This window comes from Salinispora sp. H7-4 (assembly GCF_013416675.1).
GTDB lineage: Bacteria > Actinomycetota > Actinomycetes > Mycobacteriales > Micromonosporaceae > Micromonospora > Micromonospora vitiensis.
In genome coordinates this window covers 483-1,152 of sequence record NZ_JABZED010000032.1, presented here as the reverse complement: position 1 = coordinate 1,152, position 670 = coordinate 483, and the positions used below count along the sequence as shown (strand labels likewise).

At 68.8% G+C, this 670-nt stretch carries 1 protein-coding gene; it reads left to right on the top strand.

The genetic code is table 11. From position 1 onward, the window contains the following. On the top strand, nucleotides 1–670 hold a 670-nt coding region (locus H0524_RS24870), incomplete at both ends, for a polyketide synthase (RefSeq protein WP_255435961.1).

Below are 670 nucleotides of genomic sequence, written 5' to 3'. Positions count from 1 at the left end.
GGATTTGGTGGGTATGTATGATCCGGAGCCTGGTAAGCCGGGGAAGACGTATTCGTTGGAGGGTGGTTTCCTCTACGACGCGGCCGATTTTGATGCGGACTTTTTTGGGATCAGTCCGCGGGAGGCGGTCGCGATGGATCCGCAGCAGCGGTTGCTGCTGGAGACCTCGTGGGAGGTGCTGGAGCGGGCCGGGATCGACCCGACTTCGCTCAAGGGCAGCCCCACCGGCGTGTTCGCCGGCGTCATGTACCACGACTACGCACTGCGACTGCACCAGCCGCCCGACGAGCTGGCCGGCTACCTGGGCAACGGCAGCCTGGCCAGCATCGTCTCCGGCCGGGTGGCGTACACCCTGGGGCTGGAGGGGCCCGCCATGTCGATCGACACGGCGTGCTCGTCGTCGCTGGTGGCGATCCACCTGGCGGTACAGGCGCTACGGGCGGGGGAGTGCTCCCTGGCGCTGGCCGGTGGCGTGACCGTGATGGCCACTCCCGACACCTTCATCGACTTCAGCCGGCAGCGGGGCCTGGCCCGAGACGGCCGCTCCAAGTCGTTCGCTGCCGGGGCCGACGGTACCGGCTGGGGGGAGGGCGCGGGCGTGCTGCTGCTGGAGCGGCTTTCCGACGCCGAGCGTCATGGTCATCAGGTGCTGGCGGTGGTGCGTGGCTCG